This is a genomic window from Methanoculleus sp. (genome assembly GCF_030019085.1).
Taxonomy (GTDB): domain Archaea; phylum Halobacteriota; class Methanomicrobia; order Methanomicrobiales; family Methanoculleaceae; genus Methanoculleus.
In genome coordinates this window covers 87,607-111,839 of record NZ_JASEFJ010000003.1, presented here as the reverse complement: position 1 = coordinate 111,839, position 24,233 = coordinate 87,607, and the positions used below count along the sequence as shown (strand labels likewise).

Annotated in this window: 23 protein-coding genes; 13 read left to right on the top strand and 10 right to left on the bottom strand. The window is 57.4% G+C overall.

All coding sequences use genetic code 11. The features are described from left to right. Positions 1-116: 116 nt before the first annotated feature. Positions 117-428, bottom strand: a complete 312-nt coding sequence (locus QMC91_RS02665) for a hypothetical protein (protein WP_300234957.1) — start codon at positions 426-428, stop codon at positions 117-119. A 320-nt stretch (positions 429-748) separates the two neighbouring features. On the opposite strand from QMC91_RS02665, the gene QMC91_RS02660 reads away from it, so the two are divergent. Next, complete coding sequence (locus QMC91_RS02660) at positions 749-1,981, top strand: hypothetical protein (RefSeq protein ID WP_300234954.1); 1,233 nt, start codon at positions 749-751, stop codon at positions 1,979-1,981. Positions 1,982-2,040: 59 nt separating this feature from the next. Then, positions 2,041-2,370 (top strand): DUF6398 domain-containing protein, encoded by a 330-nt coding sequence (locus QMC91_RS02655; RefSeq protein WP_300234951.1) that lies wholly within the window; start codon positions 2,041-2,043, stop codon positions 2,368-2,370. A 108-nt stretch (positions 2,371-2,478) separates the two neighbouring features. Here the strand turns inward: QMC91_RS02655 and QMC91_RS02650 are convergent, their stop codons facing one another. The 4 genes from QMC91_RS02650 to QMC91_RS02635 are packed head-to-tail and all read right to left on the bottom strand — an operon-like array spanning position 2,479 to position 6,930. Further along, on the bottom strand, positions 2,479-3,567 hold the full coding sequence (locus QMC91_RS02650) for a DNA topoisomerase IV subunit A (protein WP_300234949.1): 1,089 nt from the start codon (positions 3,565-3,567) through the stop codon (positions 2,479-2,481). Further along, entirely contained in the window at positions 3,560-5,362 is a 1,803-nt protein-coding gene (locus tag QMC91_RS02645; RefSeq protein ID WP_300234945.1) for a DNA topoisomerase VI subunit B, read from the bottom strand. Before QMC91_RS02645 ends, QMC91_RS02650 begins: the two co-directional genes overlap by 8 nt. Then, positions 5,349-6,581 (bottom strand): histidine--tRNA ligase, encoded by a 1,233-nt coding sequence (gene hisS, locus QMC91_RS02640; protein WP_300234942.1) that lies wholly within the window; start codon positions 6,579-6,581, stop codon positions 5,349-5,351. The genes QMC91_RS02645 and hisS overlap by 14 nt, the downstream gene beginning before the upstream one ends. A 16-nt stretch (positions 6,582-6,597) precedes the next feature. Then, positions 6,598-6,930 carry an ABC transporter permease gene (locus tag QMC91_RS02635; protein WP_300234939.1) on the bottom strand — a complete coding sequence of 111 codons (333 nt, stop codon included), beginning with the start codon at positions 6,928-6,930 and terminating at the stop codon, positions 6,598-6,600. Between the two features lie 48 nt (positions 6,931-6,978). On the opposite strand from QMC91_RS02635, the gene larB reads away from it, so the two are divergent. The 4 genes from larB (at position 6,979) to QMC91_RS02615 (ending at position 10,481) form a co-directional block, all read left to right on the top strand. Beyond that, complete coding sequence (gene larB / locus QMC91_RS02630) at positions 6,979-7,752, top strand: nickel pincer cofactor biosynthesis protein LarB (protein WP_300234936.1); 774 nt, start codon at positions 6,979-6,981, stop codon at positions 7,750-7,752. Continuing rightward, on the top strand, positions 7,749-8,255 hold the full coding sequence (locus QMC91_RS02625; RefSeq protein ID WP_300234934.1) for a nicotinamide-nucleotide adenylyltransferase: 507 nt from the start codon (positions 7,749-7,751) through the stop codon (positions 8,253-8,255). Before larB ends, QMC91_RS02625 begins: the two co-directional genes overlap by 4 nt. A gap of 42 nt (positions 8,256-8,297) precedes the next feature. After that, the gene (locus tag QMC91_RS02620) at positions 8,298-9,554 is read left to right on the top strand and encodes a hypothetical protein (protein ID WP_300234932.1); all 1,257 of its coding nucleotides are present in this window, start codon (positions 8,298-8,300) and stop codon (positions 9,552-9,554) included. A 78-nt stretch (positions 9,555-9,632) separates the two neighbouring features. Further along, positions 9,633-10,481: a hypothetical protein gene (locus QMC91_RS02615; protein WP_300234930.1), complete on the top strand. Its 849-nt coding sequence runs from the start codon at positions 9,633-9,635 to the stop codon at positions 10,479-10,481. 348 nt (positions 10,482-10,829) lie between these two features. Here the strand turns inward: QMC91_RS02615 and QMC91_RS02610 are convergent, their stop codons facing one another. After that, positions 10,830-11,600: a DUF169 domain-containing protein gene (locus QMC91_RS02610; protein ID WP_300234927.1), complete on the bottom strand. Its 771-nt coding sequence runs from the start codon at positions 11,598-11,600 to the stop codon at positions 10,830-10,832. Positions 11,601-11,910: 310 nt separating this feature from the next. Between QMC91_RS02610 and QMC91_RS02605 the strand changes: the two genes are divergently transcribed. The 4 genes from QMC91_RS02605 (at position 11,911) to QMC91_RS02590 (ending at position 15,041) form a co-directional block, all read left to right on the top strand. Further along, entirely contained in the window at positions 11,911-12,717 is an 807-nt protein-coding gene (locus tag QMC91_RS02605) for an ATP-binding cassette domain-containing protein (RefSeq protein WP_300234924.1), read from the top strand. A 108-nt stretch (positions 12,718-12,825) separates the two neighbouring features. Then, positions 12,826-13,245 (top strand): pyridoxamine 5'-phosphate oxidase family protein, encoded by a 420-nt coding sequence (locus QMC91_RS02600; protein WP_300234922.1) that lies wholly within the window; start codon positions 12,826-12,828, stop codon positions 13,243-13,245. Positions 13,246-13,283: 38 nt separating this feature from the next. After that, entirely contained in the window at positions 13,284-14,396 is a 1,113-nt protein-coding gene (locus QMC91_RS02595) for a TIGR04013 family B12-binding domain/radical SAM domain-containing protein (RefSeq protein WP_300234920.1), read from the top strand. Between the two features lie 3 nt (positions 14,397-14,399). Further along, positions 14,400-15,041, top strand: a complete 642-nt coding sequence (locus QMC91_RS02590; RefSeq protein ID WP_300234917.1) for a metallophosphoesterase — start codon at positions 14,400-14,402, stop codon at positions 15,039-15,041. Here QMC91_RS02590 and cyaB read toward each other — a convergent pair. Continuing rightward, entirely contained in the window at positions 15,031-15,558 is a 528-nt protein-coding gene (gene cyaB / locus QMC91_RS02585) for a class IV adenylate cyclase (protein WP_300234914.1), read from the bottom strand. The genes QMC91_RS02590 and cyaB overlap by 11 nt on opposite strands. 1,343 nt (positions 15,559-16,901) lie before the next feature. Between cyaB and QMC91_RS02580 the strand changes: the two genes are divergently transcribed. Together QMC91_RS02580 and QMC91_RS02575 are read left to right on the top strand one after the other, a co-directional pair. Further along, positions 16,902-17,639, top strand: coding sequence for a peptidylprolyl isomerase (locus QMC91_RS02580; RefSeq protein ID WP_300234911.1), 738 nt, complete (start codon positions 16,902-16,904; stop codon positions 17,637-17,639). Between the two features lie 444 nt (positions 17,640-18,083). Next, positions 18,084-18,431: a transposase gene (locus tag QMC91_RS02575; protein ID WP_300234908.1), complete on the top strand. Its 348-nt coding sequence runs from the start codon at positions 18,084-18,086 to the stop codon at positions 18,429-18,431. Positions 18,432-18,600: 169 nt separating this feature from the next. On the opposite strand, the gene wecB is transcribed toward QMC91_RS02575, so the two are convergent. From wecB to QMC91_RS02560, 3 genes are read right to left on the bottom strand one after another with little or no spacing between them, the layout of a single operon-like run. Then, positions 18,601-19,686, bottom strand: coding sequence for a non-hydrolyzing UDP-N-acetylglucosamine 2-epimerase (gene wecB, locus QMC91_RS02570; RefSeq protein ID WP_300234906.1), 1,086 nt, complete (start codon positions 19,684-19,686; stop codon positions 18,601-18,603). A 3-nt stretch (positions 19,687-19,689) separates the two neighbouring features. Beyond that, positions 19,690-21,120 (bottom strand): nucleotide sugar dehydrogenase, encoded by a 1,431-nt coding sequence (locus QMC91_RS02565; protein WP_300234903.1) that lies wholly within the window; start codon positions 21,118-21,120, stop codon positions 19,690-19,692. A 13-nt stretch (positions 21,121-21,133) separates the two neighbouring features. Next, positions 21,134-22,048, bottom strand: a complete 915-nt coding sequence (locus QMC91_RS02560) for a Gfo/Idh/MocA family oxidoreductase (RefSeq protein ID WP_300234900.1) — start codon at positions 22,046-22,048, stop codon at positions 21,134-21,136. A gap of 298 nt (positions 22,049-22,346) precedes the next feature. Between QMC91_RS02560 and QMC91_RS02555 the strand changes: the two genes are divergently transcribed. Then, positions 22,347-23,807 (top strand): flippase, encoded by a 1,461-nt coding sequence (locus QMC91_RS02555; RefSeq protein ID WP_300234897.1) that lies wholly within the window; start codon positions 22,347-22,349, stop codon positions 23,805-23,807. The last annotated feature ends 426 nt before the right edge of the window (positions 23,808-24,233 follow it).

Below are 24,233 nucleotides of genomic sequence, written 5' to 3'. Positions count from 1 at the left end.
GTGTAAGCTGCCGGGCCGCTACAGGGTTGCCGGCCGCTCGCAGCACCACTCCTCCGGATTCGGGATGCTGCGTCGTTCCGATAGACCGTACGCGAGGATACGATTTTTTTGGGAGGTCAGAGGTCCAGCAGGAGTTCCGGGTCGGGATCGGTTGATACAAGAGTGACGTTTGTTATCCGGTGGTAGAACCTCTGGGGATAACTGTAGGTTGTCTTCCCGCTCCGGCTTTTCTGCGCGAAGGGTTTGAGGATATCCTCCGTCTCGTACTCAAGCGAGTACGCCGCCCCGGTTTTGAGGGGAGCCACCCCCTTCGCCCGGAACATGACTTTCTTGAAGCCCTCCATCGAATGGTCGCAGTCCGAGTAGTCAGAGGCGAAAACAAGTCCATCTTTCCGGACCCTGTCGATCACAATCCTGGTTCGTAGCATGGATTTGCTATCGCCCCGGTCAGGCATTAAGGTGTGCCGTGCGGGGCGAAAGTAATCCTGACGAAAGGGCCCCACCCATAAGGGGTAGTTACCGGGGCCCCCGGAGCGGTCATGCAGACGCGCGGAAGATCCGTTGTGGACCGCTTCGTCTTCGCGCACTTCTGCGTGAGGTAGTGATCACTCCCATGCACCTGGACCCACACGATATGGTGACATGCCCCATAGTCCGGGCATGCGGAGGAGCGCCCTGATCGCGTTCCCGGAGAGGGCAGCAGACCACGATCATTCATTATCCCATTACAATCATACCTCTGTGGTGAATGACACCAAAGGTCTCAACCGCTACCTGCCTCGTCTGCAGGGCTCCCCTGACGAAACGAAAGGCGCTTAAACACGCCACAGAATGCCTTCAGGCGTCGGGCTGGCCCACCGAAGAGAAGCCCTCGCTCCTAATCATGATAGAGGGACTCCGCAAAAATAAATACTGGCTGGTAGTTCTCGCACGACACGACGCCCGGCTTGGAGATCTAGACCGGTTGATCCGCGACGTTTGGGTGGAGTGTTGCGGGCATCTCAGTTCCTTCGAGATCGAAGATGTCTTGTACGACTCAGACGATGATATGTGTTCCACAGGCGCCATGGAAGTCCCCCTTTCGGATATCGTCTCGCCGGGCAGCACATTCACCTATGACTACGACTTCGGTTCCACCACCTCGCTGGAATTGAAGGTGATCGGAGAGACACCCATCGCCCCACCGAAAGGTCCGCTCTGCCTGATCGCACGGAACAACCGGCCACCTATCCCGTGCAACCACTGTGGCGGCGAGGCCGCTTTTGCGCTGTGCAATACCTACGGGGAGAACCCGCACTATTACTGCCGTGAATGCCTCTCTACGATCGATCACGATCCCTTTTGTGTGGAGATCATCTCCAACTCTCCGCGAAACGGCATCTGTGGCTATATCGAGGACGCCACCACCGCACTTCAATGGTATCCACCCGGATGGAGCGCGGATGAGATCGTTCCTGAAGAACCGACCGAGATCCCGAACCTGACCGCGTTCGATGACGAACAAACGGTGGAGGCCGCAAAATATACCATCATCCAGGATATCGGACTCGATATCGACGCGTTTGTCGAGGCGGAGAAGGCAAAAGACGGAGAAGAGGCCGGCGCGATGGCCGGGAATACCGTCATAACCTTCTGCACTTTAATGCTTCTTAACCGCAGATTGAAGATCGATGCATGGGATGCCCCATCTGTGCAGGAGTGCCTGGTAGAGCATATGTCGCAGAACCCGATCTACCCAAAAGACTGGCCGAATAAAGCCGTCCCGATCCTCTGCCGTTTCCTCACACACATGGAAGCATCCGGCCACCTCACAAACGCTTCTGAACTCATCGCTGCTCTCAAGAAACCACATGATGCCCGTCAGGGCTACAGGCATACCGGATGCAAATCGGGGGTCATTTTCATACGAAAGCGGAACCCCACTTTCAGAAAGAAACCACGAGCCCGGAGAAGGGTCTGGCTTACTTCAAGTACATCCTGAAGAAAGCGGAGAAAGCAGGCGTCAACACGAACGACATAAACGCGTTCTTCAATTTCGCGATGAGAGAGTTCGCCGAGATGGTCGGGTTGGACGTTGAGAACGAAGAAGTCCAGCAAGAATTCTCCGTTCTGCTTGATACCGGAGCGTCTGAACTGGACATAGAAGGTCTGCGTACCACCATGATCTTTATCCGGTGCGAGGACTTCTGCAAACGGTTTAATGACGATACCGTCCTTGAGCGTTGCCGGAAGATCCTCAAGGACCTCTTCGAGCATCCGGCCGCACCACTCTCGCGGGGTGACGCGGTTCTCTGGAGTGCGGCAATCGTGTATGCAGCCTGTCAGGATGAGAACCTGATCCGGACGGGAAAAGGTGCCTTTTTTCCTTGAAGATGAGATCAGTTATTTCTTAGGCTTTGAACGAGCATCGATCCGGAACAAGGTGAGGGCGTTGAGAGCGTTCCTCCCTGACTGAGGGCGGGGATCAGGGCCACTCCCTCAGATAACCCCCATCTCCGACAACCTTGTCGGCAGGTAATCCTTCGTCACAAAGTCAAGCCCCCTGCTTGCAAACGCCTGCTGTTCCGACTTCAGCTTCATATTGAGCTGCAGGTTGATCTGGTTATGCCAGTAATCGGTCGCAAACCTCGGATCGGTGAGTTCCGCTTTCAGGGCATTGATATCCTGCTCTGTGAGCCTGTCGGCGGGGAGGTTGTAGTCCGAGATATCCGATGGCTGCACCCCGACAAACTGCGCCTGAGGTGTCGCCAGGAGTTCCGAGATGTGGGCGCTCTTGATCGAACCGTAGGCAACGCTTGCATATATCCGGTATGACCACGGATCGCCGTCGGTGAAGACCACCACCGGTAGACCGAGCGAGTCGTTGAGTCGCCGCAGCACCCTTCGCGTCGAGCGCGCCGGTTGGCCCTTGAGGTGGACAAGGATCGCCCCATAGTCCTCGTCAAACCCGTTCTCCATCAAGCGGGCATACATACCACCGGTCTCTATTGCGATGACAAACTTCGCATCGTGATCGATGAACTCAAGGTTGTCGACGTTGTTCGGGATGGGGTATCCAGCCTCCCCGACATCCTCCTGACAATGGATCTCCTTCACCCCCCTGCGGGTGGTCTCCCGGATCCGGAGCGGCCCGAATATAGAGGCCCCATCCTCCTCCGGACGGAGGTGAAAAGCCTCCCGCTGCATCTCTGTGATGATCTCCAGGTCCTCGATCAGGAGGTTGCTCTCGTCCTGGGCGGCAAACTTCGCCTTTTTCCAGCCTTCGGAGATGTAATAGAGTTCTCTCAGGGTTGACGACCGGTTCTCCACGAGTTGCTGTTTCAGGAACCCGATTACGTATGCCATCTTCAGGAGATGGATGGCACTCTTCTCCGTTGTCGCTGAGCGTGTGCTCTCCAGGTCACCGTACTTCCAGACCTCGCTATCATCATCGTACTCAATATTCCGCTTCGTCCGCGTCGGCAACCGGATATATGGCACAACGCCGTCCTTCATCTGTTCATACCAGTCGCGGGCGATACCGATAAGCCGCTCCTTCGCACGTGCGTCCATCTCTTCCCTAGACATCGAGATCCACCACCACTTTCATCCCGTCATCAACCCCTCGCAGATCAAGCGTCCCCTCCCCCGTCCCGGTGTAGATGGCGCGCCAGGCCTCGCCTGCACCGAGGGTGCACCTCCAGACCCTGGTGTATTCACCGTCGATGCTCTCAACAAAATCCGGTAGGGGCACCGCGTCCTCCGCCTTATCGCTGGAGAGGTTGTAGATTACGAGGTCCACCTCCTTTCCGGTGTAGTTGTTCACCTCGATAGAGACCTTCCCATCGACCGTCCGTTTCTTTGCAACGACTTTTCGCATGATCTTTCCCTCAATCGGGGTGGTGTCCACCGGCGGGAGTTCAACGATCTCGCTTACCTTTGCTGCTATCTCCGGGATGATCGAGCATATCGCCCGGGCACGGTCGTCCTGCTGTTTCTTCTTCTCCCGCCGGGCAAGATATCGCTTGACCTCGCGGCCGAGTTCCTGGAGGACAAGGATTATCTCACGTTCGATCTCCGGGATGGACGCGATCGCGTCCTTGCTCTCGCTCGTGAAGGGGACGTTTGTGGAGGCCACATGAACCATGATCAGCACCGGCCCCATCGGGAGACCCTGCTGTGCGAGCCCGTAGTTCTTCCAGTTCACCTGCGAGACACAGTCCGTGATGGCGCAGGCGCCCTGCTGATATAGGAGGGGAACGCGGTTTGCAAACCGGAGGATCATGGCGTTTCCTTCCGGCGGGATCTTGCCTCCGTAGCCTATCGCCGCCTCGACTATGAACGAGTGCCCACCGTAGACCGCGCTCGGCCGCGTCCGGGCCTTGATGAAGTCAAGCTGGATCTCCTTCTCAAGTCCCCTGCAGATCAGGTCTTCCCCGATGGGTGAGAGGCACTGCTGTGCCGGCGGGGCCGGAACCCTCACGGCCTGCATCGCCTCCAGGAGACGCTTGAGTTCGTTTGAGTCGAGTTTGTTTACCTTCCGGGAGGGTTTGAGCCCGGCGAGGTTGATCATCTCCTCCGCGGTCTTCTTTCCAACACGTGAGAAACTGCCGATCAGGAACTCCTCGACTGTTTCGGTGCTCGCGGCCGCAAGCCTTTTCAGCGCACCGAATTCGATCCCGTGCGGGTGGGGGAGGATCGGTTTTGGGCACGGCGGGACGTCGTTGCTTGCCCGCTCAAAGACTGTGATCTCACCATCGATATCCGCGGTGATCCTTGCATGCGGGTTGACGATCGCTGTCAACCTGAGGTAGTCAAGCAACCGTTTCTTGGCGGTAAGCGTGCTCCTGAACTGGATCTCGATCCTTGTCCCGTGTGTCCGGTCCCACTCGATCTCTTCGTGGCTGATCACCTCCGGTTCGTTGGTCTCCGTCCGGATCATAATCTCGAACCGGTGGGCGGGTCTGTTTACACCCGTCCTCGAGGTGATCCGGGCCGGTGTGCCGGTTGTGAGCTGCGCATACAGCACTGCCGCCGATATCCCGATACCCTGCTGCCCCCGACTCTGCCGGATCTGGTGGAACCGGGAACCGTAGAGGAGTTTTCCAAAGACCGGAGGTACGTTCTCCGGGACGATGCCAGGGCCGTTGTCCTCGACGATTATACGGTAGACCTCGTTTTCAACCCTTCTTACCCCGACAAAGATGTCCGGGAGGACTTCTGCCTCCTCGCAGGCGTCAAGGGCGTTGTCTACCGCCTCCTTGACGGTTGTGACGATCCCGCGTGTGGGGGAGTCAAAACCCAGCAGGTGTTTGTTCTTCTCGAAGAACTCCGCAACGCTTATGCTCCGTTGCTCTCTTGCCAGGTCCTCAGCGATGACCATGCCCTGCTACCCCGGCGATGGCGTCCTCGAGTCCCATCTCCTTCTGCTCCCCGGTGCTGAGGTTCTTCAGGGTCACCGTGCCGGCCTCAACCTCGCGTTTACCGACGATCACGACAAACTCCGCGGTCTTTGCGGCATGAGCGACCTGGGCGGAGAGACCTCTCTGCATCAGGTCGACCTCGGCCCTGATCCCGGCCTCCCGGAAGGCGCGGGCGACCTGAAGCGCCCGGGTGCGGGCCTCAGGCGTGCAGACAACTCCGACGACGGACTCGTGGGGGAGTTCAACCTCACCGAGCGAGACCATAACACGGTCGAACCCTATCGCAAAACCACATGAGGCGACGTCTTCGCCGCCGAAGAGGTGGGCAAGCCTGTAGGCGCCGCCGCCAAGGATCTGGTTCTCCGCGCCCAGGTTCCTTGCAAAACCCTCAAAGACTGTTCCGGTATAGTAGTCAAGCCCGCGGGCGATCCCGAAGTCCGGTCTGTATGAGACCCCCTGGGAGTCCAGTATCCCAAACGTCTCCTCGATCCTGGTGCGTTCAGGAACGTCCCCGGTGACCTCAAAGACCTCGTCCACGCTGCGGCAACCAGAGAGGGCGGCAAGCGGTTCGGCAAGGTGGCTGAGACCCCGGGCAGCGAGCACCGCCTCGAGACCCTCCAGGTCGTGCTTATCGAGACAGGCCATGATCAGCCCCTGGTCACCGGGATCGAGACCGGAGAGGATGTGCTTCATCGGTGCGAGGTGCCCGACATGGAGGTCGAACGTGACCCCTGTCGACCGGAGCATGTCGTCTGCAAGCATGATCACCTCGGCGTCGGCAAGCGCGGTGTCCGCGCCGATCAACTCGACGCCGAACTGCCAGAACTGTCTGTATCGGCCTTTCTGGGGGCGCTCGTAGCGGAAACAGTCGGCAAAGTAACACCAGCGGATAGGTTTTGGAATTACCCTGCCCTCGTTGACGTACATCCGCAGCACCGCCGCGGTGACCTCGGGCCGGAGTGTCATCTTCCTGCCGCTCTTGTCCTCAAAGACATACATCTCCTGGATGATCCCTTCGCCGGACTTCATCGTGAATAGTTCAAGGTGCTCAAAATCAGGGGTACAGACCTCCCGGTATCCCCACCGTCGGGCCACCTCCCGCATCCGCTGCTCGATCGACCGTCGCTGTTCCATCTCTTCGGGTAAAAAGTCCCGTGTACCCCGTGGTTTCTGAAGCATTCAGCATTCTCTCCGCTTATGGTCTCTTCTGCGAACTCTTAACATTTCTGCGTTCCGCTCTGCCAAAGAACCGCTCGATGGCACTTTTGCCATGCCATATGTTCTCCCGCTCAACCCTGTCCTGGAGGTAGAGGGCAAGCAGGATCAGCGCAAGACCGAGAAGGTCCCACGATTCTGCATACATCGTGATGAACGCCCCGAGGAGCGCAAGCGCCGTGTATGGAACCCCGTGATACGCCGCCTTCCGGTATCCAGGAAGGCCTGTGCGATAAAATATCCGCAGGTCGCGCAGCCAGAGGAAAGCGGTGGCGGCAACGCCGAACCCTGCGATGTAGGCAAGGTAGGACATGATATGAAGTAATATTATACCTCCACCCCCTATTTTTGTTATCGAATTATGCTGCCTAATGCCACAATCAGGGAGATCCTCCGGATGTATCGTGACGGCGAGGTGTCCGAGGACGAAGCAGCAGGCGCTATCGAAGGGCTCCGGATCGAGATGATCGACGGCATTGCCCGGTTCGACACCGGCCGGAGTGTGCGTTGCGGAATGCCCGAGGTTGTGCTCGCCGAGGGCAAGGAGCCGGAAGCGTTTGCGGAGATAATGCTTGCGCAGGTGAGGGCGGCGGGCCGATGCATCGCGACAAGGGTCTCGCCGGCACACCTTGAGGCGCTACGCAGCCGGCTGCCGCCGGGTGTCCTGCTGGAGTATCGGGAAGCGGCAAGGGGCGTCATCCTCTCTACGGGGGAGGACCCCGCCCCCAGGGGAGGTACGGTCGCCATCCTCACGGCAGGGACGTCCGATATCCCTGTCGCAGAGGAGGCAAGGCTGATGGCCGAGGAGATGGGATGCAGGGTCAAGACCGCCTACGACGTCGGGGTAGCGGGGATCCACCGTCTCTTCTCGGCTCTTAGGGACATGATACCCGCGGACGTCTTCGTCGTGGCCGCCGGTCGTGAGGGCACGCTCCCGGCGATCGTGGCGGGTCTGGTTGACCGCCCGGTGATCGGTCTTCCTGTGAGCACCGGTTATGGCTACATGGGCGGAGGGGAGGCGGCCCTTGCAAGCATGCTCCAGGCCTGCTCGGTTCTGGCGGTCGTGAACATCGATGCCGGGTTCACGGCGGGGGCTTTTGCCGCTCAGGTCGCACGTGGGGGGTGCCGTGAATGAGTCGCGGGTTCTACATCGGTCGGTTCCAGCCCTATCACAACGGTCACCAGTCGGTGCTGGAGAGGATCGCACGGTCTGTGGACGAGATTGTCATAGGTGTGGGGAGCGCCCAGCTCTCCCATACCATGGACAACCCGTTTACTGCCGGCGAACGGGTGTTAATGCTGACAGGTTCGCTCACGGATCTCGATTGCCCCTTCTACGTAATTCCGATCGAGGATATCCAGCGTAACGCCCTCTGGGTGGCCCACGTCCGGTCGATGACACCGCCGTTTGAAACGGTCTACTCTAGCAATCCGCTGGTCATGCAGCTCTTTGCCGAGGCGGGGGTGGCGGTTCAGTCGCCGGATATGTATGAACGGTTGACGCACTCGGGCACCGCCATACGGCGGCGGATGCTTGGTGGTGAACCCTGGGAGCACCTGGTCCCTCCTGCGGTTGTGGAGGTTATCCGGGAGATCCATGGTGTTGAACGCCTCCGGCGGATCGCAGGGAGCGATTGAAGAAAAGAATGATGGTGACCGGGATCATAGTCTGAGAAAGGCATGTTCAAACAACTGCGCGACCTATTTCGACCGGCGGAGGAGCACCTGGAACTCTCGTTTGACGGTCTTTCGTCCTGGCTGGATTCCCGCGAGGAGGAGATCGCCCGCGACCTTGCCGCTGCGACGGCATCGTCACAGGACGCCATCTCCACCACGCTGGTCACCCTGCGGGAGGCGGTCGCCCGGATGGAGACGGCGGAGACCGATGAGGACGCTCACCCCCGGCTCAGGGATATATCGCGAAAGACACTCCCTGCGTTCACAAGGTCGATGTCCCAGTTCCTCTCCCGTGAGCCATCCGGCGACCCGGAGGCCTTCTATGCGACGGCTGCTGAGATCCTGAAAGGTGTGCTCAAGGCGATGAAAGGACAGGGGAAGTACCTCTCATCCGCTTACCCCGACGAGGTCAAGGAGGTTAGAGATGCTGTGCGCGACCTGGGACGCGAGGTCAACACTATGACAGAGGCGATCGGGCGGGCGCGTGAACGCCGGGAGCAGGTGGAGGTGGTGCGCGGGTCGTATGAGGCTGTTCTCCGGATACGGGATGAGTATGCTGCCGTAAGCGCCCATGTCCGGGATCATTCCACGGCGATTGAAGAACTGGAGACCTCGATCCGGAAGGCGGAAGAGGGACTTGCCACCCTGAAAGACCACCCCGACCAGGCCCGGAAGAGAGAGATTGAGGAGACGATCCGCGAGATCAAGGCTGCGGAGGCGGGGGTTGAAAGAGAGATCGGGTCGCTCCGGGTCACTGCTCTCCACGTCCTCCGGAAGGCCGGGAAGGTGGCAGAGAGGAGCGGAGACCGTGCCGCTGTTGCGGCGATCTCGATAGCGGTTGAGGATGAGGATGCGATCGAGGCGGCGATGCCGTCGGTCCTCGACATGGTCCGGCGGGGCGACCTCGCTCTCAAGAACCAGGAGGAGATCCGTCTCTTCTCCGACCCGGAGACGCTGTCCGCCGCGTTTAGGGACGCTGTTTCGCGCAAACGTGCCCTTGAAAAGGAGCAGAAAGTGCAGGAGGCGGCCCTGGCGGCGTTAACGGTCGTGGTTGAGGAGGAGCGTCTCAGTGCGGCGCTCCCTGACCTGCAACGGAGGCGCGAGGCTGCTGTCGCGGCGAAGGCGCGGGCGGAGAACCGTCTGGAGGGGCTGCGGGCCGAGTATGCGCAGGAGTGCGAGAACCTGCGGTCAGGTCTGAACAGTCTCGCCGGCACAGGGGTGAGTGTCACGATCCCTGACCTCACGCCGCCTCAATCCTGACCGGGAGGGTGTGGTCCCCCGGTCGAGAATAGAAACCATGTTTATCTCTGGCGGCGAAATGACCTGTGAGAAGAGTCGATGACCACAAAAACAACAACACCCGGACCCGCGTCCCGTCTCTGGATGGCGGTTCCCGCGGTATCGTTTGGGGGTATACTGGTCGGTCTGCTGCTGAGGACGGTTGCCGGTCTCTCCTATAGTTTCTGGGTGGGGATCGCCGGTTGCGTGATCGCCTCCTGCATCCTCTGTTATCAGGCTTACACGAGACCACGGCGAGATCTCGTCTCGCTCTTCACACCACTCTACGCCGTCCTCATCTTTCTCGTCCCTAACGATATCGGATCGATGATGATCGTCCAGGTGCTCTTTGCGGCGACGATCAGTCTTCTTGCCGTCCGGGTGGAGAAGTTGTTTGGGGTCAAAAAAGTGGAGAAGAAGACCATGAAACAGATGTTGAATGAGTATATCATGCGGATCGAGCCTCTCTTTGCTCCGATCGACGAGGAGACAGGGCACCTTGTTGCACAGGCGTTGTTGAGGTTTAAGTTCGGACTCTATGAGTCCGCGATTGATAACTGTACAAAAGCACTTGACCTGCTCAAAGCGATCAAACCGTACCCCGGCGTGCTGGAGCGCGCACTCCTGATCCTCCGTGAGCGTGCGGCCGGTCTCGCTGACTCAATGGTGGTTACAAACCCCGAACACGTCTTCAAAGATGAGGACAACGAGTATCTCGCCATACGTCTCCCGAAAGATCTCGTCGACGACCCCGCTGCGCTTGACCTGGACAACGCTCTAATCCTGCTCTACGCTGTCGGGATAGAGACATCACCCAATGACGAGCAGGCGCTCGAGGAGCACCAGCGTTTCGTCACCCAGATCCTTGAGTCTTATAAGGAGAAGATGGCCGAAGCAAACGTGACCTGAGCGGCGGGTAGCGGCGGTCACCTGCTGTTCTTACTGGCTCTCGTGGCCGCCAGAGGTGATCCCTCACATTCCAATGCCGGAGTGGGAGCATCCCTGCTGGAGGAAGAGATCGCCGGCATGGCCGAGTTATGGGGTGTGTTACAACCTGGCAGGCACTCCGACCTTCCCTAATTCAAACGATCCCATGACCGCCCACCGAGAGCGGCAATCGATGAACAGGGTTACAACTACTGGCTCTGGCCCTATCTGGTTGAGGAATACCGCTCCCCTGGCAGAGCAGGGCCAAACTACATCAACAGCATCGTCTTGGTTCCGAAGATTGCATGTTACTCGCCCTTTTACCCCTTTTCAGGGTGAATGCAACGCATTGCTCCGTGCGATCTTCTTCACGACTTTCTCCCAGGTGCCCGTGATCAGGAAACTCTCCTCCATGAACCCGATGACCCTCTCAAACTTCTTCATTGGGAATGCCATCGTCAGGACATCCACCGGCACGCAGGGCCGTGCCGAGGGGTCAAACAGCCCGAGAACGGCTTTTGGGTCATCGTTCTGCTGCTCAAGCCAGGGGTAGTGAAAGACCGAGCTGCACCCGGCGCCGAACGGGCAGATAACCCCGCAGGGGTCTGGCCGATCGAAGTTTGCAAGTGTAAAGAGCCCGGAGATCACTTCGGGCCTGGTGAAGAAGACCACGGCATCAGGATTGTCTGCAGCGGTCAGGTTGTCCCAGCGCTTGAAGACGATCTCTTTACCTTTTGTCGGTATTCGGACGGTCTTCCGGTCGAGTTCGTCGACAAGTTCGGGTGTCTGCCGGTATCGTTCCCCCTCAACGATGCCTGGTTTGCCGTAGGATAGGAAGTAGCGGAAGTCTGGAGCCCTTTCGGCGTCGTAACCGAGGTAAAACCTCCCACCACGACAGCCAATCGATTCTTCAGAGAAGACGAGGCTCTGGCCCTTCCGCACCCTGGCAACGTCGCAGACAAAGCACCTCCAGCCTTTCGGGGCAGGAATCCTTTCCAAACCCTCCGTAACTCCCCCGACCTCAAAGGCGATCGGGAGTTCGGCTCCCGGGAAGTAGGTCTCGTGAAGCCGGATGTAGGTGTCGCGCAGTTCTGTGTCCATAGGGCTCTGTTTCGGGGCAGGGCGGATTAATTTTATGATCTGTACCATGGGTGTGTAGAGGCCATGAGATCAACGATCAAGACCTTATCTCCCCCCTCTTTCCCGGTATTATGCATGGGGCAATCAAATAGCCCCCGGTGAAGATCCCTCGATGACCCCCGCCTCCCGGCCGTTGAACGTCTTTCGTGACCGACCGCCCCACATTGCCGTTGACAAGAAGCATACCTTTTGAAGAGAACTGCCAAATGTACAGAGCGGCGACGCCTGATGGAATCCCCTACCATAACACCCACGCGACGGAGTGGCTGAGATGACGGCTGAAGATCAGCGTTCTCCAGACCCGTTTGTCGAGTTTCAAAACCTCAGTATCGTCCGGGATGGGAGAGTTCTCCTCGACTCGGTCTCACTCACGATCCAGGAGGGGGAACATATTGCCATTCTTGGACCGAATGGTGCCGGGAAATCGTCGCTCATCAAGGCGATCACCCGGGAATACTACCCTTCCGCTCCCGGCCCGGAGGTGACGTTCCGGTTCTGTGGGCAGGATACGTGGGACGCCTTTGACCTGCGATCCCGCCTCGGCGTTGTCTCCGGCGACCTCCAGTACATCTTCACCCGCGGAATATCGGGACGGGAGGTTCTGCTCTCGGGTTTCTTCTCGAGCATCGGGCTGTTCTCCCATGAGGTGACCCCGGCGATGGAGGAGAAGGTCGACGAGATCCTGGAGTTCCTGGGTGTCGCCCACCTCGCCGACCGCCCGATGACAGAGGTCTCGTCGGGTGAGGCCCGCAGACTTCTGATCGGGAGAGCGCTCGTCCACGACCCAGGCACCCTGGTCCTCGATGAACCCACAAACAGTCTCGACCTGCACGCGCTCCACACCCTCCGAAAAACCCTTAGAAAGATTGCCGGATCGGGGACAGGAATCATCCTGGTGACGCACAACCTTCATGATATAATCCCGGAGATCGCGCGGGTGGTTCTGATGCGGGATGGCGCGATCGCGATGGACGGCGAAAAGCCTACAGTGCTGACAGAGAGGAATATCGGTGAACTTTTCCGCGTCCCGGTACACATCCACAGAGAAGATGGTTACTACTACGCCACAGGCTACTGAAATCTGGCGGTCGGGGCTGGAAACGCTTATTTTTGTGCTGGAATTGCACTTACCCATAACCCTTTTAGTCAGAAATGACAATTTCCGGATCGATAGGAGGAGAGAATCATGTCATCCAGACTTATGGACTACTTCAACAAACAGCCAAGAGTTGGCATACTGAGCACCGCAAACAGAGAGGGTAAGGTAAACGCGGCTGTCTTTGGGTCACCGAGGATGGTCGATGAGAAGACCATTGTCATGGGGCTAGGAAAGAACCGCACACTCGAGTACCTGCAGGAGAACCCCTATGCCGTCTATACAATCCTTGAGCAGGGGAAGACGCTCATGGACTGGAAGGGTATCCGTGTCTACATGAAACTGAAGGACTACGCGACCTCAGGCGAGAAGCTGGAAGCATACAAGAGAGAGGTTGCTGCGGCACTTGGCGAAGATGCGGCGAAGATGATGCACGCCACGCTGACATTTGAGGTCACTGAGGTCCGTCCAATCGTCGATATGGGCCAGGGCTGGGAGAAATCAATCTGAACGCTTTAAGCATCAGGCACGCCCGCAAAACCCGTGACATGAGGGTATACTGGCGATACATCCCTCAGGCAAAGAACACCTTTGCCGCACTTGCTGCTGCGTGCGAGGTGCACGGTTACGAGATCGAGGTGACGGACGGCCCTCGACCGGATGTCACCATCTACAGCCTGAACTCTATAAACGAATGCGTCTATCGTGACGAGATCGCCGGCACAGACTGCATAACGATCGTAGGCGGCCCTCATGCCTCTGCCTGCTACCGTGAGGTGGCTGAATACGCCGATTACGTTGTCGTCGGGGAGGGCGAGTACACCCTCCCGGCGCTTCTTGCCGCTATCGAGGAGGGGCGTGACCCGCCGCCCGGTGTTGCTACCGCTACTGGCTACACCCCTGCCCACCACACCGTTCTCCTGGACGGTTACCCGCCCTTCTCGCAGATCAAGGGTTTTGTCGAGATCACGCGGGGATGCCCCTTCTCCTGTGATTACTGCCAGACGCCGCGCCTGTTTGGGCGATGTATGCGCCACAGGTCCATTGACGAGATCGTCCTCCACGCCTCGCGCTACCTGGATGTCAGGTTCGTCACCCCGAACGCCTTCGCCTACGGCTCTGATGGCGTCCATCTGCGACCTGACAGGGTAGAGCGCCTCCTCAAGAGACTGGATGGGCGACGGGTCTTCTTCGGCACCTTCCCGGGCGAGGTGCGCCCGGAGTGCGTCTCAGAACAGTTCCTGGAACTTGTGACCGACCACTGCGCCAACACCCGTCTGCACTTTGGGGCGCAGTCGGGGAGCGATGCGGTGTTACGCCGTCTGCACCGGGGGCATACGGTCCAGGACGTCCTTTGTGCTGTCGACCTCTGTTATGAATACGGGCTCGTTCCGGTCGTCGATTTTATCCTCGGGCTGCCATTTGAGAGCGATGATGACCAGCGCGCAACGCTCGACCTGGTGAGGGAGGTCACGCGGGTGGGGAGGGCACATATCCACTACTTCATGCCACTCCCGGGGACACCGCTCTCAAAAGCCAGCCCCCGTTCGCTCCTTCCGGAGACCGAGAACGTCCTTGGAAAACTGGCGCTCAACGGCAGAATAACCGGCTCGTGGATGGATCATGAGATAAGGTTTTTTAGACACACCCCTCATCTATAGAGCATGATGGATGTGCTCCTCCTAGCAGATCTGCACGGAAACTACGGAAAAGTAGACGCTTTTCTCGGCTACGACTACGATGCGGTCATAATCGCTGGTGACATAACCAATTTCGGTCCACTTGAACCTGTAGAGTCAGTAGTCTCCTCCTTCGAGGTGCCATGTTTTGCAATACCAGGCAACTGCGATCCCCGCGAGATCGTCGACGTGCTCGAGCGTTCGGATGCGGTCTGTCTGCATAACTCTTGGATCTCCCTTGGCAAGGTAACATTCGCCGGGCTTGGGGGCTCGAACAAGACTCCATTTGACACACCGTTTGAACTGACGGAAGAAGAGATCGATAAAGAACTCGGCAGGATCGTCAGGTACATGGAGCGGAACGTTCACAACGTCCTGATAAGTCATGCCCCGCCTTACAAGACACTGGACGTCGTCGGCGCGAATCACGTCGGGAGCCAGAGCATAAGAAAGCACATGGCCGGTTTCGACCTGGTTTGCTGCGCCCATATCCATGAAGCACGGGGCGTCACCGAGGTAGACGGCGTCAGAATCGTCAACCCCGGGCCTGCATCGGATGGATTCGGTGCTCTCATCCATTTCGGGGATGAACCGAAAGAGATCCGTATTGATCTGATCACTGTTTGAACAACAACATCTCAAGATATGAGGTGTAGATCGGTGGACCCTCTACACCCAGTTCTTTTGCAATCGCGCCAATCCTTGTGGCGGCGTCATCTCTATCGTCTCCGGTCAGGATCTCGATCTCGATGAATGTCCCGAGTCCCTCGACGGCGTCGAGTGTTATGGTCACACCTGCTGCCTCATAGAACTCGCGCACCTTGGAGACCGTGGCAGCACGTCGGAACCCCAGGCTGGTGAGTATCGCCTCAAGGGTCTCCCCGGAGCTCACACCCAGGTTCTGTTCTTCCCTGGCCTTTGCGCTGCCTACATGGATTTTCGGGCCTTTGTAGGTGAGTGTGATCCCGGTATCATCATACCTGACCCGCAACGCCTCGTCCGTCTCACCAAAATCGCGGTGTGGGGCGTTGTAGTAGACGTCCAGTTCCTTTTGTCTCCTGCCCTTCCGCACTCCCATCGCTTCCAGCCTGGATCTGATTGTATCAAGATCCCTGACCGCAAACTTTGCCTCCACCTCGAGCATAACTCTCGCATCAGATCGTCTATCTGGATCGGTGATAAACCCCTGCCGATGGGGTGTTCCTGGCGATTGAACCCTGGCGAAGGCGCACCCTGAATGGCCGGACAATTCTCCAGGCCGTCCAATGCGAGAAATGGGAGCGTCTCTCTCCGATTCAGGATGAAAGACTCCTTAAAAGCAAGAACTCCATTTGCCCCTGGCGGAAAGGGCGGAAGGGGGGACGCGCCGGCGGGCCTGGGGGCGGGGTTCTTCCACCATACGATGGATAACCCGGTCACTGGAACCATGCAGCGAGAGGAATGGGGAATTACCTTCTCCCACGGTACACTGCTACAAAACAAATCGCCTTGCCGGGTTCATCTGGCTTCTCACATCACCATGAATGGTTTCCACGGTGCTATCTCCACACCCATCCTCACCCTGCTGGCCGGTGGTTCTAAGAACGATTTCATACTGTTTAGCCTCCTCCAGATCTCACTATTCAGCCACTTTTTGAGTCTCCGTATTCTGGTTAACGCCAGTTGTAATGGTCCCCCTACCAGAAGTACATCCACAATAGCGGTATTTTTACAATTGTTCAGAAATAATAGCACAATCCTCGTAAATAGGCTGTTTAAACTCACTTTGCGAGACCTTAGCCTCACCTGCCTGAGCATCGCGACAGATATTCTGCTCCCGGAGCCCCACGGTTCAGTAACTTCACATAAGCAAAGGTTCGCTTTCTCCACCTCCTCGGGGGTGAGGGGATTACGGGGTGATTGCCAGGGAAGGCCGTGCCATGGATGGTCTCGCCGTGATACTCTGGATGCACACCGGGACACTGTATCAATGGAGAATCGCCCCCGTGGGGAGGGGCTGACGGTGGGGCGGAACGCCTCTTTCCCATGTCTTGACTTGTTACCGGGCACTCTTTTCCGGCATGCAGATCACCCACACCTCCCGGCGCGTTCCGCGCCTCCTCCCGCCCCCTTCCGAGGGGCGGGCAGTGCGTGGCGATAGCAGGGATGGCCGTGCATGTGTCTTCTCCAGCGCCTCTCTCGTGTTTCTGGTTTTAAACTACCAGGATCTGGTATCAGGCCTCAGAGCGAGTTTACTTTTGCAAGGGGAGCGATCTTTGAGCCTTTAAGTGCGGATCTAACGGCAAAATAGGCTGAAGATCCAGGTAGTTCTGGAGGGGGCTAGATCCTGTTATTCCGGGTGCTTATGACCACGGGCAGGCTGGTAGACAGTATATATACCATTCCATCCTAATGAAATGGAACAACTTGATAGAGGTGCTCGGTGAACCTGTGCGCAAACGCCGTACAGGAGATTGCTGTGCACTAACTAACCATGGTGAATGGAAAATGGCACTTCAGGAAGGAGATTTTGTCAGGATCAGCTACACCGGCCGTATCGGTGGGGACGTTTTTGATACCACAGATGAGGAGATTGCAAAGGAAGAGGGTATCTACAATCAAATGGCGGAATACGGCCCGATAACCATCCGCCTTGGAAGCCACCACATCCTTAGCGGTCTTGAAGAGGAACTGATCGGAAAGGAGGTTGGCACGGAAGGAGAGGTTGAGATCCCGCCCGAGAAGGCGTTCGGAGAGCACGACGAGAGCGAGGTGGCCTCTTTCCCGATCACGCAGTTCCGCGAGAAGCCCGAACCCGGGATGCGGGTCAGCATCGAAGGCCGCGAGGGTATTGTCACCAACGTCATAGGGAGGCGCGCGGTCGTCGACTTTAACCACCCCTTCGCAGGAAAGAGCGTGCACTACACCTACAGCATCCTCGAGAAGGTCGACGATCAGCTGGAGCAGATCAGGGGTCTCATCAAGATCTTCGCCCGCCGGAGCGATATCAATGTCAGGATCACCGATGGAACGGTCGAGCTCGCGCTGCCTCAGGATATCATCTATGATCGGCGCTGGATGATGTGGCGGGGAAGTCTGATCAGCCAGATCTTCGAATACTACCCTGAGGTCAACGAAGTCGTCATGAAGGAGACGTTTACTCGCCAGCCCTCGACTGAATCACAACAGGAGACGGAAGAGATCGGGACCGCTGAGGCTGACGAGGCCAGGGAGTCGGAGGATTAAATTTTCCGCTCCTGCAATCTGCTTTTTTAACTCACGGGGGTGAAGAGGGCGGATCTGGAAGTCCCCCCCACAGGTGGAGGGGTTCTTGATGCCCTCAAATAGTATGTCGATTCTCAAGAGAAGAGAATTGGATGATCGCTTCCTACACGTATCGTCCTTATCCTGATGCAATCACAGAGGGGCGGTTGAATACCGCACTCGATACCCGTGTGTGGCTCTGTAGGAAACCCCTTGAAGAGTGTCACACTGCGCGGGATAAATGCCCCACTCCGACGATGCGGGGAACACAGGCGCGGATCGTCACGCTGAAGGATCAGAATCCCGCTGTTAAGGATGTGTAATTTAAAGTTCTCCAGATGGTCAACTATACACCCTGGAGTAACATTCGTGCTCTCTTCCAGACAAAAAACTACATGATGCCCGTTAGAGCTACAGGCACACCGGATGAAAATCGGGGGTCATTTTCATACGAAAGAAAAGAAGGAAGATCGGCAAACTCCTGAACGTAAGAAAGCCAGAGAGGTTGTCGCACGCGTCCACGAACGGATCGCGAGCCGTAAGTTCGATTTTGCTCATCAGATCTCCCGGCAGTTGGTGGATCGGTTCGGCACGATCGTGTTTGAGGATCTGAAGATCAAAAACATGCATAAAAACCATCATCTGGCAAAAAACATTGTCGATGTCGCCTGGAATCTGTTCATCACGATCGCAGAGACCAGAGCAAAAGAGGCTGGTTCTCGTCTGATCCTCGTGAACCCAGGGAATACATCATGGCAGTGTTTCCAGATGTGACATGATCGTCGCCAATACGCTCTCTAACCGTGTCCACTCCTGCCCGCACCGTGGGTTATCTATGGATCGGGACAGAGATACGCGGCGATCAATATTATGGGATTTGGGCTGCAATCCCAGGGGTAGTATCCCGGGATACCCCGACGAGAGGGGAGCAGTAACTTACCACTCACAACCGGCGCTGGTTGGTGTCCAGGTACCTGCCGAGAAACTTCCTGATCAGAAGGCTGGCATTCCCCTCGCCAAAGAGGTTTTTCTGTCGCACCGTCGGTGAGAAATGCAAAACAGCATCCAAAACCCGATCCCGTTCGGCACCGACAAGCACGTTCCATCCGCTCTCGACCGTCTCAACCCATTCGGTATTCTCCCGGAGGGTGATGCAGGGTACGCCGAGCAGGTAGGCCTCCTTCTGGATGCCGCCGGAGTCGGTCAGGATCTTCTCCGCATGGGCCATCAGCCTGATCATATCAAGGTAACCGAGCGGTTCGGTCAGAATGACGTTCGCGGGTATCTTCGCGAGGAGACCGTATTCATCCAGGAACTTCCGTGTCCGGGGGTGGACCGGGAAGACAACAGGTCTCTCGACATCCCCCAGCGCACCGAGTATGGCGGCCATACTATCCCTTCTGTCGGTGTTTGATGGCCGGTGGACGGTGACCACCAGATAGTCCCCCGGTTCGACCCCCACGTTCTCCAGGATCCTGGAACGTTCTTCCGCGACCCCGCGGTTGTAGTTCATGGCATCGACCATGACGTCTCCCACCAGAAATACACCCTTCCTGATCCCCTCGGCCGCAAGGTTAGATACCGCGGTCTTTGTTGGACAGAACAGGATCTCCGAGCAGTGGTCGGTGAGCACCCGGTTCACTTCCTCTGGCATCCGGCGGTCAAAACTCCTGAGTCCGGCCTCCACGTGCGCCACCGGTATGTGAAGTTTTGCCGCCGCAAGCGCTCCCGCCAGGGTAGAGTTGGTGTCACCGTAGACAATAACCGCATCCGGCCCCTCTCTCTCCAGGACGTCCTCGATCGCTGCGAGCATCGCCCCGGTCTGGTGGCCGTGCGTCCCCGATCCAATCCCCAGGTTGTAGTCGGGTTTCGGGATGCCGAGTTCCTCAAAGAAGATCTCCGACATCCCGTGGTCATAGTGTTGCCCCGTATGGATGAGGACCTCCTGGTAGTCCTTCCGGATCTCCCTGGAGACCGGTGCACACTTGATGAACTGCGGCCTTGCGCCGACGATCGATGCAATCTTCATGTACTACCGCCGGATCGGATGACTGTTCTTGTCGCCCCGGCCGATGCCCTTGTAGATGAACCCCGCCTCGATAAACGTGTCCGGGTCGATAACGTTCCTGCCGTCCACGATCACCGGATGCTCGCTGCCAGAGAGTTCTTTTGTTCGTGCAGGTTCAAGAGAGAAATACTGCCGATGACCGGTGAAGATTGTGATCACATCCGCACCAGCGAGGGTTGCATCAAGGTCGTGTGAGACCTCGATCCCCGGATATTCATCCACATATGGGTCGTGAACGCGGACGTTCGCACCCGCCTCTTTCATCGCCTCAAGGTATGGCTCTGCAGGGGTGTTTCGTGTATCATCGGAGTTCTGGATGAACGCCCAGCCAAGAAGCGCCACGTTCGCGCCATCCGCCGACTTACCGGCGCGTTTGAGCCCCTCGACTGTCAGGTGCACCATGTGGCGGGGCATGAACTCGTTTATCCTGCGGGCGACACCAAAGATCGACTCCGCCCCGTGCGGATACCACAGGTCGCCGCCGAGGATGACAGCGCCCCGCTCAAGGTGCCAGGTATCTTTTGTCAGGCAGTGACCGCCAACACCCGCACCCGGCCAGAGGATCGCACGTGTGATCCCCTCGCCCTTGAGCGAGTCGATCCCCCTCCGAACGTCGTAGACGTTGACGCCCATCGCCTCACAGTGGAGGGCAAGCTGGTTCACGGCGGCGATCTGAAGATCGCGGAAGGCGTTCTCGGCGGTCTTAGTAACCTCGGCCGCGGTTGCGGTCATAGGGATTATCCTGCCGGTCGTAAGGACAGGTCGGTAGAGTTCAGTCGCCCGCGCTGTGCTCACCTCGTTTATCCCACCGACAATCCGGTCGTGTTCGCGGATGTTCCTGATCAACCGTCCGACCATCACCCGTTCCGGGGCATGAGCAAGCGCAAAATCCTCGCCGGCGATCATGCCTGACTCCTCCTCCAGGATCTCGCGGGCCATCCCTGCGGTTGTGCCGGGAGTGACGGTCGACTCAAGCACCACAAGCACTCCTTTTGTAAGGTGCTTTCCCACCTGCCTGAGCCCTTCTATCAGAGCGGAAAAGTCGGGGATCAGGTCCTTCGGGTTCTTGAAGGGGGTCTGGATTGCGAGGGTCACCGCATCGCACTCAACTATCCGGGAGAAGTCTGATGTGCACCGGAACTTACCCGCATCGAGAACCTTCGAGAGCAGTTCTTCAAGCTCTGGTTCCTCGCCGCGAAGCGGGGATTCGCCACGGTTGAGCATGGCGATCTTGTAGCCGGAAGACGGCGAATCGCGCTGAAACCCATAGACAAACTCAAACTCTGGCGTGTCGGCAAAGAGCACTGCGGCCGGGATGCCGACATACCCCATGCCGACCACACCTACCTTTCTGATAGGTCCACGGGCATTGATGATTGACTCTAACCTGCTCATACAAAAACCATCCTTATACCGAAAAGCATTGGCTGATCTCTTCGCAGATCTCCATGTTTATCAGCGCCTGCCGTGGGGTGACCGGGAAATCACGTCCCCTGGCAACGCACTCAAGGAATGTTGAGAGTTCGAGTTTCAAGGGTTCCTGTTTGTTCACAAGCACCTTCTCTATGATGTTCTCCTGGACATAGCGCTCGTCCTCGACGGCATACTGTCCGGGTTTGCGGTGGATGTAGATCTCCTGGGCCATGAAATCGCCCTCGATGGTGAACTCCTCCTCCTCGATGTAGATCATCCGGATCTTCTTTGAGGACTTCCTGCTCGCGGAGAGGTAGACGGGGGTTTCATTAAAAGAGAAGAGGGCGCTGCATACGTCCTGGTTACCGCTCCCGGCAAGCCGATATAACCCATCCGGGAGGAGGACGTTTCGCATAATATCAATATCGTGGATCATCAGGTCTTCAACCACTGACGACCCGCTCACGCGGGAGGAGGCAGGATTATGTCGTTTCATCTCGACATAAAGCGGGTCACGGACAATCTTCTTGATCTCAGGGACGATGGGGTTGAACCTTTCGATGTGCCCGACACCGACGACAAGATCTTCAGGTATAATCCTGACAAGATGGCGGCTCTCTTCTGCCGTCGCGCAGATGGGCTTCTCGATCAGGAACGGCACTCTGGCATCGATCGCCTGCTTTGCAACAGAGAAATGGAATGGTGTCGGGACGCAGATGCTCACAGCGTCCACATTTGCGAGCAGGTCTTCAACACCAGTCGAGACGGTTGCCCCGAATACCCCGGCAAGGTCACCTGCAGCCTTCTCGTTGAGATCATAGAGGTAGAGCGAGTCCACCGCTTTCAGTTCTGAGTATACACGGGCATGGTTCCTGCCCATCATTCCAACACCGATTACCCCCGCATCCAATATCTCACCGCCAGTAGCATGAGTTTGCGCTCAGTGTTTGAGCGTCGTAAGGTATTACTATACCGTTTGTGTTGTCCCGGTATGAATGATGGGCCCCCGGACACCCTGAACGGGATGGGGGCGGCGTATCACAACGGACTCCCAGCGCATCCCCGGAGGGCGGGGGTGCAGGGGGTAAAACATTACCATGAACCGGCAGATTCGCACCCCCTCTGCGCAGGTTCGGTTCAAAAGAGATATGGTTTTTTACGCCCAAACCCGTCTTGTGTTTCGCTCCTCCGGTTATGTTGGTCGCGTCATGCGCATCGACCCCGTGAGGCGCCAGAGCGTGATCAGTCTTGGCTCGACACTCGGGCTGACCGCGATCGGGTTCCTCTCCACGATGTTCTTCGCCCATACTGTGGGCCCCGCTATCCTTGGCGCTTACTTCTTGTTCGTCGCTTACTACAGTGTCTTCAACCTGATCGGGGACGGAGGGTTCGGGGGTGCCGCGGTCAAACGGATCAGTGAGGGCGTGGACCAGAACGCTTACTTCACCGCGTTTGTGTTCCTCCGAGCGATGCTCCTCTTCGCTTCGGTGGGTCTCCTCCTTCTGTTGCGCCCGATCCTTGTCGATCTCAGTGTATCTGGGGCATTTCCCTGGCTTCTTGTCGCGCTGGTCGTCAGCGTCTTCAGTAACATCGCCTCAAACGGCGTGTACGGGCGGGGGAAGGTCGGCATCAACCAGATCGGTAACCTGATCGACACCCTGGTCAGGATAATCGTCCAGGTCGCTGCGGTCATCCTCGGTTACGGGATTGCAGGTCTCGCCGGCGGGTTTGTTGCCGGGCTTATTGCGTGTGGGCTATTCACCTTCCGGTTCCTGGACCTCTCCCTGGCGCCCTTTGGCCTCCCACACCTCCGCAGCCTCTTCTCCTTCTCTGTCTGGACGTTCCTCAGTTCGAGCGGCTACCTTGTCTTCTCGTATGCGGATACGATCATGGTAGGTTACTTCCTGACCGATGTCGATGTAGGGATATACCGTGTGGCTCTCCAGTTAACCTCGATCGCAACGTTTGTCACGCTTGCGCTCCATACCACCCTTTTTCCGAAGATCAGTTACTGGGGGAAACATGGTGAACTCTCTTTGGTGGAACATGCCCTCGGCAGAGGGTTCACCTACTCGCTCCTGCTCGCGGTACCGGTGGTTTTTGGGGGCTGGATCCTCGGTGAACGACTCCTTTACTTCTTCTACGGGGCAGCGTTCTCGCTCGGGGCAGGAACTCTTGCCATACTCCTGCCGGTTCAGATAGCCCATGTCTTTATGTTTCTCCAGACGATGTGTCTGAACGCTCTCAACCGACCACAGGATTCGTTCCGGGTGACTGCTATCGCCGTCGGCGCAAACATTCTCCTGAACCTGGTCCTCATCCCGTTATACGGCATCATGGGGGCTGCGATGGCGACGCTCATAACAATGGTGCTGAACGCGACTCTTGCCAGCCGTAAACTCTCACGGTGTATTCAAGTGAGGGTGGAGTCCGGGCCTGTCGTAAACATCGTCCTTGCCGCACTTGCCATGAGCGCTGCTGTTGCAGTCTTTTCATATATCATCCCGCTCACGAACGTCCTCGTTCTTCTGGGCGCGATCGCACTCGGTGGGCTGGTATATATGGTGGTTATTCTCAAACTTGACCGGGGCATCCATGATGAACTGAAGGACCTGGCAGAGGGTCTTGGCATCCCCTGGCCCGGGGTGCTCCGAGGCCAAAGCAAATAGAACGACCCTCTGCTCTGCCACGCTGCTTGAAGGGATCTGATAAAATCAATTAGCCACCTCCAGATTTCACCAATCAGCCACCTTCTGAGTCTTCGTCTTCTGGTTAAGGGCAGGTGTAATGGTCACCCCCTACTAGAAGTACATTCACAACAGCGGTATTTTTACAATTATTCAGAAATAATAGCACAATTCTCGTAAATAGGCTGTTTAAACTCACTTTGCGAAACCCTACCCTCAGCTACCCGGGCATTGCGACAGATATTCTGCTCCCGGAACACCACGGTTCAGTAACTCCACATAAAGCGAAGGATCTCTTTCTCCACCCCCCTGTGGGGCGGGGGCAGAAACAGGATCTCGGCGATGGGGTTGTGTTGACACAGGAGAACTTCCAGGGCAGTTTATCGATGGAGAATCGCCCCTGTCTCC

Bases quoted from the DNA above. Each gene is read 5' to 3' on its own strand.
- QMC91_RS02665 (WP_300234957.1), bottom strand. From the start codon at position 428: ATGCTACGAACCAGGATTGTGATCGACAGGGTCCGGAAAGATGGACTT.
- QMC91_RS02660 (WP_300234954.1), top strand. From the start codon at position 749: ATGACACCAAAGGTCTCAACCGCTACCTGCCTCGTCTGCAGGGCTCCC.
- QMC91_RS02655 (WP_300234951.1), top strand. From the start codon at position 2,041: ATGAGAGAGTTCGCCGAGATGGTCGGGTTGGACGTTGAGAACGAAGAA.
- QMC91_RS02650 (WP_300234949.1), bottom strand. From the start codon at position 3,567: ATGTCTAGGGAAGAGATGGACGCACGTGCGAAGGAGCGGCTTATCGGT.
- QMC91_RS02645 (WP_300234945.1), bottom strand. From the start codon at position 5,362: ATGGTCATCGCTGAGGACCTGGCAAGAGAGCAACGGAGCATAAGCGTT.
- hisS (WP_300234942.1), bottom strand. From the start codon at position 6,581: ATGCTTCAGAAACCACGGGGTACACGGGACTTTTTACCCGAAGAGATG.
- QMC91_RS02635 (WP_300234939.1), bottom strand. From the start codon at position 6,930: ATGTCCTACCTTGCCTACATCGCAGGGTTCGGCGTTGCCGCCACCGCT.
- larB (WP_300234936.1), top strand. From the start codon at position 6,979: ATGCTGCCTAATGCCACAATCAGGGAGATCCTCCGGATGTATCGTGAC.
- QMC91_RS02625 (WP_300234934.1), top strand. From the start codon at position 7,749: ATGAGTCGCGGGTTCTACATCGGTCGGTTCCAGCCCTATCACAACGGT.
- QMC91_RS02620 (WP_300234932.1), top strand. From the start codon at position 8,298: ATGTTCAAACAACTGCGCGACCTATTTCGACCGGCGGAGGAGCACCTG.
- QMC91_RS02615 (WP_300234930.1), top strand. From the start codon at position 9,633: ATGACCACAAAAACAACAACACCCGGACCCGCGTCCCGTCTCTGGATG.
- QMC91_RS02610 (WP_300234927.1), bottom strand. From the start codon at position 11,600: ATGGACACAGAACTGCGCGACACCTACATCCGGCTTCACGAGACCTAC.
- QMC91_RS02605 (WP_300234924.1), top strand. From the start codon at position 11,911: ATGACGGCTGAAGATCAGCGTTCTCCAGACCCGTTTGTCGAGTTTCAA.
- QMC91_RS02600 (WP_300234922.1), top strand. From the start codon at position 12,826: ATGTCATCCAGACTTATGGACTACTTCAACAAACAGCCAAGAGTTGGC.
- QMC91_RS02595 (WP_300234920.1), top strand. From the start codon at position 13,284: ATGAGGGTATACTGGCGATACATCCCTCAGGCAAAGAACACCTTTGCC.
- QMC91_RS02590 (WP_300234917.1), top strand. From the start codon at position 14,400: ATGATGGATGTGCTCCTCCTAGCAGATCTGCACGGAAACTACGGAAAA.
- cyaB (WP_300234914.1), bottom strand. From the start codon at position 15,558: ATGCTCGAGGTGGAGGCAAAGTTTGCGGTCAGGGATCTTGATACAATC.
- QMC91_RS02580 (WP_300234911.1), top strand. From the start codon at position 16,902: ATGGCACTTCAGGAAGGAGATTTTGTCAGGATCAGCTACACCGGCCGT.
- QMC91_RS02575 (WP_300234908.1), top strand. From the start codon at position 18,084: ATGAAAATCGGGGGTCATTTTCATACGAAAGAAAAGAAGGAAGATCGG.
- wecB (WP_300234906.1), bottom strand. From the start codon at position 19,686: ATGAAGATTGCATCGATCGTCGGCGCAAGGCCGCAGTTCATCAAGTGT.
- QMC91_RS02565 (WP_300234903.1), bottom strand. From the start codon at position 21,120: ATGAGCAGGTTAGAGTCAATCATCAATGCCCGTGGACCTATCAGAAAG.
- QMC91_RS02555 (WP_300234897.1), top strand. From the start codon at position 22,347: ATGCGCATCGACCCCGTGAGGCGCCAGAGCGTGATCAGTCTTGGCTCG.